The organism is Sphaerisporangium sp. NPDC051017 (assembly GCF_040683095.1).
In the GTDB taxonomy this organism is placed as follows: Bacteria; Actinomycetota; Actinomycetes; order Streptosporangiales; family Streptosporangiaceae; genus Sphaerisporangium.
This window is the reverse complement of sequence record NZ_JBFBCI010000070.1, coordinates 33,798-41,621: the sequence shown is the minus strand read 5'-3', so window position 1 is coordinate 41,621 and position 7,824 is coordinate 33,798. Positions and strand designations below refer to the sequence as shown.

General features: G+C 63.0%; 8 protein-coding genes. 2 read left to right on the top strand and 6 right to left on the bottom strand.

Annotated elements, in window-relative coordinates; genetic code table 11:
• Positions 1–63: 63 nt before the first annotated feature.
• The 3 genes from AB0M95_RS35355 to AB0M95_RS35345 are packed head-to-tail and all read right to left on the bottom strand — an operon-like array spanning position 64 to position 1,713.
• Positions 64–642 carry a hypothetical protein gene (locus AB0M95_RS35355; RefSeq protein ID WP_363774386.1) on the bottom strand — a complete coding sequence of 193 codons (579 nt, stop codon included), beginning with the start codon at positions 640–642 and terminating at the stop codon, positions 64–66.
• On the bottom strand, positions 582–998 hold the full coding sequence (locus AB0M95_RS35350) for a hypothetical protein (protein WP_363774384.1): 417 nt from the start codon (positions 996–998) through the stop codon (positions 582–584). Before AB0M95_RS35350 ends, AB0M95_RS35355 begins: the two co-directional genes overlap by 61 nt.
• Positions 925–1,713 (bottom strand): hypothetical protein, encoded by a 789-nt coding sequence (locus tag AB0M95_RS35345; RefSeq protein WP_363774381.1) that lies wholly within the window; start codon positions 1,711–1,713, stop codon positions 925–927. The genes AB0M95_RS35350 and AB0M95_RS35345 overlap by 74 nt, the downstream gene beginning before the upstream one ends.
• A gap of 291 nt (positions 1,714–2,004) precedes the next feature.
• Here AB0M95_RS35345 and AB0M95_RS35340 point away from each other — a divergent pair, with 291 nt between their 5' ends.
• Both AB0M95_RS35340 and AB0M95_RS35335 read left to right on the top strand, forming a co-directional pair.
• Positions 2,005–2,637 carry a hypothetical protein gene (locus tag AB0M95_RS35340; RefSeq protein WP_363774379.1) on the top strand — a complete coding sequence of 211 codons (633 nt, stop codon included), beginning with the start codon at positions 2,005–2,007 and terminating at the stop codon, positions 2,635–2,637.
• 49 nt (positions 2,638–2,686) lie between these two features.
• Positions 2,687–3,520 (top strand): hypothetical protein, encoded by an 834-nt coding sequence (locus AB0M95_RS35335; protein ID WP_363774376.1) that lies wholly within the window; start codon positions 2,687–2,689, stop codon positions 3,518–3,520.
• A 36-nt stretch (positions 3,521–3,556) separates the two neighbouring features.
• Here the strand turns inward: AB0M95_RS35335 and AB0M95_RS35330 are convergent, their stop codons facing one another.
• From AB0M95_RS35330 to AB0M95_RS35320, 3 genes are all read right to left on the bottom strand, one after another.
• Positions 3,557–4,156, bottom strand: a complete 600-nt coding sequence (locus tag AB0M95_RS35330; RefSeq protein ID WP_363774373.1) for a transposase — start codon at positions 4,154–4,156, stop codon at positions 3,557–3,559.
• Entirely contained in the window at positions 4,104–4,541 is a 438-nt protein-coding gene (locus tag AB0M95_RS35325; RefSeq protein WP_363774370.1) for a winged helix-turn-helix domain-containing protein, read from the bottom strand. Before AB0M95_RS35325 ends, AB0M95_RS35330 begins: the two co-directional genes overlap by 53 nt.
• A 226-nt stretch (positions 4,542–4,767) precedes the next feature.
• On the bottom strand, positions 4,768–7,794 hold the full coding sequence (locus AB0M95_RS35320; protein WP_363774367.1) for a hypothetical protein: 3,027 nt from the start codon (positions 7,792–7,794) through the stop codon (positions 4,768–4,770).
• Positions 7,795–7,824 lie beyond the last annotated feature (30 nt).

Below are 7,824 nucleotides of genomic sequence, written 5' to 3'. Positions count from 1 at the left end.
CCCGCAAATACTACACGCGTAAGATCGTCGATCTTTAGCACGCCCCAGCCTGGCAGTGATCACTCATCGCCACCACCGATTACGGGACAGAGCCCAGTAAACGGGGGATCTGGGCACCCAAGACCTCACCGCCCGCCCCGCCCACGGCAGCGGACCGAGCGCGGCCCGATCGGTGTGGGCACGCTCGGCGATGATCTGTCCGTGCGTGCGGTGCCGCTGGGCACGGCGGATCGGCAGCCACCCGGCGAACGCCGCGTTCACCTCCTCCAGGCTCTCGATGACCAGCCGGACGAACGGGTCGGGATCTTGCCGGGCGGCGGCCAGCAGCTTGGCAGCTGCGGCGTCGTCGAGGAAGCGGGGCAGCGGCTCATCCGCGATCGGGAAGTCGCTGTCGAAGACCAGTTGACGGGCGGGCCGGTCCTCGGCGTCCCATCCGTCCAGACGCCGGAAGAAGCTGCGCAGCTTGCTCAGCCGGTCGCGGACGGTGTACCGGTGCAGTGGCCCGCCGCGTGCGGCCGGGCGTTCCAGCAGCCAGCCCCGGTAGCGTTCGACGTGCCGTCGCTGCAGGTCGGCCACGCAAGTCACGCTCGGGTCCTCGGCGGCGACGAGCAGCGCGAACTCGCGCAGCGGGGTTCGCAGCAACGGCGTCCCCCGGCGCTCGCCTCGGCGTCGACTGGCCAGCCCGGTGGGCACCGGGTTGCGCTCGATAGCCAGGTCATCCCGGTGATCAGATGCCCGAACAGCCCGGAGACGCTGGCCAGGCGGCGCTTGATGGTGCGCGCCGACAACCCTGCCTCACCGTCTTCCAGCCGGATCACCTTGGTCCCGCGCCGTGGCTTCTTCTGGGTGGTGATGAACGAGAAGATGTCGGCCGTCACGACATCGGCGGGCTCTTTGGGGATCTCCGAGAAGAAGACCTTCAGGTCATAGGCGGTTGCCAGCAGCGTGTTCGGCCTGCACCGCGCAGCGACGAACTCCAGGTAGTCGTCGATCAGCACATGCCCCAGCGACACGGCCAACTCGCCGCCGGCATCGACCTGCCGTACCAAGTCCGGTTGCCACGCCATGACTGCTCCTCGACGGGAGCGACCATCTTGACCCGAGACACGAGATCGTGGAGGTGAAGTCACCCACATAACCGCCGAAGTGGGCGAACGCCCGCCGGTGACAGTCGAAGAAGGTGACCAGGTCGGTGGCGGTGGTGTAGACGCAAAACGGGTCGCGTGAGTACGACAGCGTCATGTGGAAGGAGTACACCTTGCCGATCCCGGCATGGGCCAGCAGGCCGCCCTCCTCTCCCCAGTCGACCTGGGCCTGTGCCCCTGGGGTGACCTCGAACCGGCGGTGCAGCCCGCGCATCGGATCGGCCTGCACGCCGGTGCCCTGCTCGGCGGCGACCCTGGGCCGGGCCTGGGCCACATAGAGCTTGACCCGCTGGTAGGAGTGGCCATAGCCGTGCTCGGCGACCAGCCGCTCGTAGACGGTGGCCGCTCTAATCGTCACGTCCGCGCGTAGCATCGCGTCGATCACCCCGGCATAGGGAGTGATCACCTGCGGCTGGGTACCCTTCCGCGATGAGGCCCTCGGCGCGATGACCGGACCAGGCTGGGACAGGTACTTCTTGACGGTGCGCCAGTCCAGTCCGCAGGCCTCGGCGATCTCTTTGTAGGTGGCGCCTGCTTCGTGCAGGGCGCGGAAGCGTCGTAGGTTCATCCAGGACTCCTGATCCAGGATCATGAAGGTTGTCATCTTTCGGGTTGTCTGCTTGGCCGCTGACAATCCGAAGGATGATCAACTTCGTAGCGAGTGCGTGTTCAACTCGCCGGAGCCCTACCTACACGTGAGGTCATACCGTCACCGTCACGTGAGGTCGTACGCGGACACATACCCCATCGCCCCTGCGCTCCCCGGCCGCCGGCCTCGGCGTCGTGCTGACCAGAGCTGGAGGGACGGGGTTGATCGCTGGGCCGACTTTGTCGGTCGGCGCTGCTAGCGTCCACTGCCATGACCGATGTCGGATACACCGCAGCATGGGTTCCCGATGACGACCCGCACCGCGACTGGGAAGACGCGGCAAAGGCAGCCGTGGCCTGGACCCTTGAGCAGGCTGCCCCAGAAGGCGCCACACCGCTGCTGGTGACGCCACACCAGAACCAGTGGAACGCCGGCGTCGACTCGATCACCTGGTTCGCCAACACCTACCCGGCCACCACGCCGAGAAGCAGCGGCCGGCGGGCGGGGGTCGGCCAGGGGCCGGTGCTGGTGTACGTGCCCGACTTCGACACCCTCCACATGGCTGCGAGCTACGCCCGCAGTTACTGTCTCGCCGTGGTCGAGACGGCGTCAACCCCGTTGATCGGCTGGGCGATGGAAACTGAGGCGATCAACCTGCTGACCGGTGAGGTAACCCCGGACATCCGCAGCGACAGCCAGCGGGAGGTAATCGAACGGGTTCACTTCTACGGGAACAACGGCTGGACGCGCGGTTTCGGCCGCGACCAGACCAAGCGCATCCTGCGCGAAACCTACGGACGCGATGGCCTGACCAGGGACATCGTCCTTGGAGCGATGGCCGCCAAGGACCACAACGGCAAGGCCCTCAACCGGCTGGGCGAACTCCTCGACACGTTGGCGTGATGCTCGCCGCGTCTGCGGACCTCGCCCCTCGGGTCTTACGATCCAACGATTGACCATGCCGGTGTTGTCCGAGTACCGGCTTCCCCAGCCGTTCCAGCGTTACCGTGCTTGCATGGTGACGCGGTTACTGTGGGAGCCTCTGCCTGAGTCGTGGCCAGCAGCACCGAAGCGGCAGGGTGGGCTGCGCGGCCTGACCGCCCGAGTGCGGGAGGCCGCCGCCGCTGTCCTCCGGCGCGATGACATGGAGCGGCGGGTACGACGAGGAGCGATGCAGGCGATCGTCCGGGAGGCATACCAGCAGACGCTGGCTGAGCAAGACAGCGAGCGTCGAGGGCCGGTCGCGTTCGCCGATGCATGGAAGACCCGCCTAGCTGCTCTCCTGGCGCGGGATACCGTCGAAGTGTCGGGCTGGTCAGAGATCGCCATCGCGGAGCTGGATACCGATCTGGGCTGGAGCCTGTACGCCGCCGTCTGCCGCGCCCGATCAGAAGCGATCGCGCAGGCCGCTGCCACACCCAGCCGCCCTAGCCTGCCGGCCGAGTCGCAGACCGCGTTCCATGAGTTTTCGATCGTTGCAAGTGATGAGCATTCGCTGGGGCGCATCCGGTATGAGATCTGCGAGCCGTGCGGCGTCGGTCTCCTTCTTAAGATCAGCTTCTCGTCCGATTGGCAGTTCTGTGGGCTCGGCACCCTCGCCCTTCGCCAGATGGAAGCCCGCCACCCGGGTTTGACCTGGTACACCACCGGTCAGTACTCGCACGCCAAGGGCTTCTACGAGCGGTACCGACAAGGCAGCCGCAGTCCGTGGACCGAGAAGCAGCACCCGTGTCCGCACTTCGAGAACCCGATCGCCCCAACGTCCGCGCTGCGACGCGCGGATTGAGCTATGGCTTAGAGAGTTTCAAAGGCTGGTGTTATGTCAGGGCGGTTTGAAGTCCAGGCGGGTCTTGGCGATGAAGCCGCTGATGAGCTGGGGCCGGTACTGCATCTTCTTCAGCCGGGTCTTGACCAGCCGGGCGAGTTCGTCGAGGGTCTTTCTGGCGAGGTTGGCCAGCGAGCGCTTCAGGTGGGCCCAGACCGCCTCGACCGGGTTGAGTTCGGGGGCGTAGGCGGGCAGCCGGATGACCGTCAGCCAGGGGCGGGCCTCGATCAGTGTGCGCATCTTGGCGCTGATGTGGGTGTTGAGATTGTCCCAGCAGACCACGATCGGGCCGCCGAGCTGCTGGTTGGCGGCGTCCAGCAGGGCGGCGTAGTCGGCCTCGGAGAACGACTTGCGCTCGCCCTTGCGGTTGCGGCGCAGCCGGATCCGGTAGATCATCCGGGGCATGCAGCCGGGCTTGGTGGCGATCAGACCGGCGATCATCACCGTGCCCGAGCCACCGCCGGACACCTTCACCACCGGGGTCACCCCGCGCCGGCCCCAGCTGCGCCCCTTGGGCGGCCTCAACCCCTGGCCGGCCTCGTCCTCAAAGCACAGCCAGGCGCCCAATCGCGCCGCGGCCCTTTTCCCTCGGCCCACGCATGCTCCCGCCACGCGGCGATCGCCTCCTCGTCGCGCTCGGCCGCGTGGGTACCTGCCAGCTCCACCCCATCCGATGCAGCAGGTAGTCCACCCCGCCCAAGGTGTACGACACCCCGAACAACTCCTTGATCAGATCGGCGACCCGGGCCAGGGTCCAGCGCTGATCCTCATCCCAGCCGTGCACGGCCGGCCCATCCCCCAGCGCCGCCTCCAGGACCGTGAGCTGCCGGCCGGTCAGCTTGCACTTCTCCCCGCCGGGCCCCTTGGAGGCCAGCGCGTCCATCCCGCCGGAGTCAAAGGCCCGATGCCAGCGATTGGCCGACATCAAAGACACCCGGAAGCGCTCGGCGACCTGCCGATCACTCGCCCCCGCCGCGAACATCTCCCCAGCTGCGAACCGTACCTGCTCCCGGCGAGCCCGCGCCTGCGCACTCAGCCCACCGCCGTCGGGATATCTCATGCCTCAGGTATGGACGACGACAAGCCACCCGTCATCAAACCGTGACGATACAACCACATAACGTCACCCTTTGAATCTCTTTAGTGAGGCTGGATTATCGACTTCTGCGTATTCACGGGCTGCGCACAAAGGCCCTCCGAGAGGCGTTTTATGCTCGAAAATAACTCTTATGTTCGATATCATCTTCCCAGTAACGATAGCGAGCCTTGAGTAATGCCTCGATGGCGCTGAAGTCTGGTGTGTCTTGATTGACTACAAGACCCCAAGACTGTGCGACGGTGGCTGCAGTGATCGCGAGTCTCATCTCAAAGGTCTGGGTTATCTCTTCCAGAGAAGTCGGCGGGTCCTCAACCTGCTCCGGCCGTCGCATTTCATTGAAAGCTTCCCTTTGCCGCTGTTCATCGGGTGGGCCATCGAGCTTGCCGTGAAGGTAGGTTATCCGATGGTTCGCCACTATGTTCGCCAGTGTCATCAGTACGATCCACTCTGGCCGACCTTCGTCGATAAGGCTAATGAGCCTTTCCCGTATCGCCACATCGGCCAAGACTCGTGGCAGTGTGATGCGCGTGATGGCTGCCGAGTTTTCGTACCGAGCTTTGATGGCTGTTCTAGCCACATCGATGTCATAGCCAGGACCGGGCGTAGTTGGTGCAGCCAGTTCAGCCGCTTCATGGAATGAGAAGTGAGCTGATCCTCCCAGTGGCTCTATCGGCAGGTGGTTCGCCGGGCTATGGGAACGTTCGCTGAAGTAGGACACGGTCCTTTGATAGTTCGCCACCATGGCAAGCTTGTGCATCAACCCACTGCGAAATGCCTTGCTAAGGGTTTCGGTGAATCTGTCCCATGGCAGCATTGAGCTGCCATGCAAGATACGTACGAATATCGAGAAAAGGTCGGCTTCGTAGTCATCTGCTTTTTCAGTGTCATGTGCAGGAAGGTAGACTTTCCAACGCGCGCAGGTGTTGTCCGGGAGAGGATGCACACGATCGGCCGGCTCTGTCGCTGGATCGAACATCTCAATCTCAACCTCTATCGCCGAGTTGATGAACACGGGATCGACAGCGGTTAGCTCGACGAGGACGATTTGCACCGCTGCGCAGAAATCTTCTGTAGCGAGGATCGCGGCGCGTTCGTTGCGGCATTGCACTCTCCACCGCTGGCCTAGCGCCCCAAATGTGATCACACGGACTGGCGCGATGTCTCCGAAGGGCGGCCCGGTCATCTGCTGCTCACTATGAAGATGCCACGACGCTTCGTCCCACGCCTCATAGGTTCGATCCTGAGCGAGGATCTCATCGACGTAGTCACTCAGCCCCGCACTGGAGATGAGTTGGTCGATTGATTCAGTGAGTTCTGGCCGATGCCGACCGGCAGCTTTGATTACTACTGCCTGCAGTATCGCCACCTCAACGTCCTTGTGCCTATCGAGATCCCAGGGATCTGCGACGAGGTTACTTTGAAGGAGCATTGCGACTTGAGTGAGTTCCAAGGCCTGCATCCACGACCCGGATTGATGGTCGTAACTGGCTGCCCGGTACAGGCCGACCGGTACAAGGTTGCGCATTCGCTTGTCCTGCACGTTAAAAGCGGCGAATGCTGCCGACAGCGCGTATTTCTTAGCTGCCAACGGCAGCTTCAGTTCGCTGTAGATATGGGCGATTAACAGCATCGCAAGTATCGACCCGCGCACCGTGTCGCCGTGCCACCAGCTCACCTTGGCCTCGTGGAGTTCTCGCAACGCGGCTAGACGTCTGCCGCTCCTATGCAGTGACATAGCACGCTTGCGGCAGTTTTCGGCGGTTGATGCATCGCCTGCCTGGCGACTGGTAGCCTCATCAAGGCCTGAGCGCACGCGTGCGTAGTGCGCATGGTCGATCAATTGTGGCGTGAACATGACAAAGTGCTGTGCCAGCGAGTCGACTGGAAACAGGGGAGCTTCGGGAAGAAGATCGACGAGCTCGACCAGAGATGACATCGCGTGATCGATATCGACGATCGGAAGCCAATCTGGTATTTCTTGAATTTCGGCAATATCATCAGGCGCTGCATGCTGGTGGCGTTCTCGGTTTGGAAGTTTAGGATACCGGTTGAGCGCGTCGTAGTCGATATGGAGTGACAGATGAGCCGCCACATTGAGAAGCCCGGCACGTCGTCCGGGGGAGTCTGTGGCCTGCAGTAGGGAGGCGACGTGGTCACGAAGCTCTGCGGCCCAAGCACGAAGCTCTGCTGCTCCGAGAGACGACTCACCGCATTGTGCAGCAGTTTCCACGTACTGCAGCAGGATGCCTGCATCCTGCAGATCGCCCGGAGCCGTCATAGAGGTTACGTTCGCGAAGAAGGCCCGGACATGATGCTCAGCGGGCCGCAGGTTACCCGTTCCCCGAAGCGTTGCGCGTGAGATCTCATAGCGTCCTCGCTGCGCCGTATCCACGTCAGTGACGGTGCTGAGGAAGATTTCGAGCAGGCGCACCCATTCAGGCAGCTTCGGGCGAGCCTCCCTCACATCGGTTGCATGGCGTAGACCTCCTACGACCTGCATCATCTCTCCGAGGTTTTGAATCTTTCGGTCTGCCAGAGCCCAGTCGTCCTTGAGCGTGGCGTACCAGTCAGGCAGCGCCTGTTTGCTAGGCGGAGCGGCCGGGCGCATTTCCTCCGAGAGATGCAGGTAGGTCTGGGCGATCCAGAACACATCAGGTTCACTAAGGAGTGTGGCGATCCCTATGCCGTCAATGACTTCCAGGGCTACTTGGTATTCCTCGCTGGCCCAGGCTTGGAGTTTGTGGCGGTCGGCGATCTTGACAGCTTCGGCGCAGAACGAATAGATCCGATGCACGGGTGTGCCTTGCGTGCAGATCGATTTCACGTCTGCCTTGATCTTTGACGTCAAGTCGTCTCGTTGAAGGGTGCAGGCGAACACCACGGTGTCCGATGTGGCCAGGGCGAGGAAGCCTGTCGCGAATCGCAGACTGCCAGCCAGATAGGTGCGGAAGGTCTCGAAGTCTCGTCCTTGGTCGCCGCCACCAGCGACCGGTCCAGTGGCGGGCAGAATGTTACTGACTATTCGAGCACGGGCGAGTTCGCGGCAGAGATGTTCGAATTCGTGGTGACCGTCGTGGGCGCTTAGCTCATTAAGTTCGAATCTGATTCTGTGAGCTAGCTCAGTTGGAGTGGTCACCGGTACCTCTCACGTTCGTCGTGCTCGTCG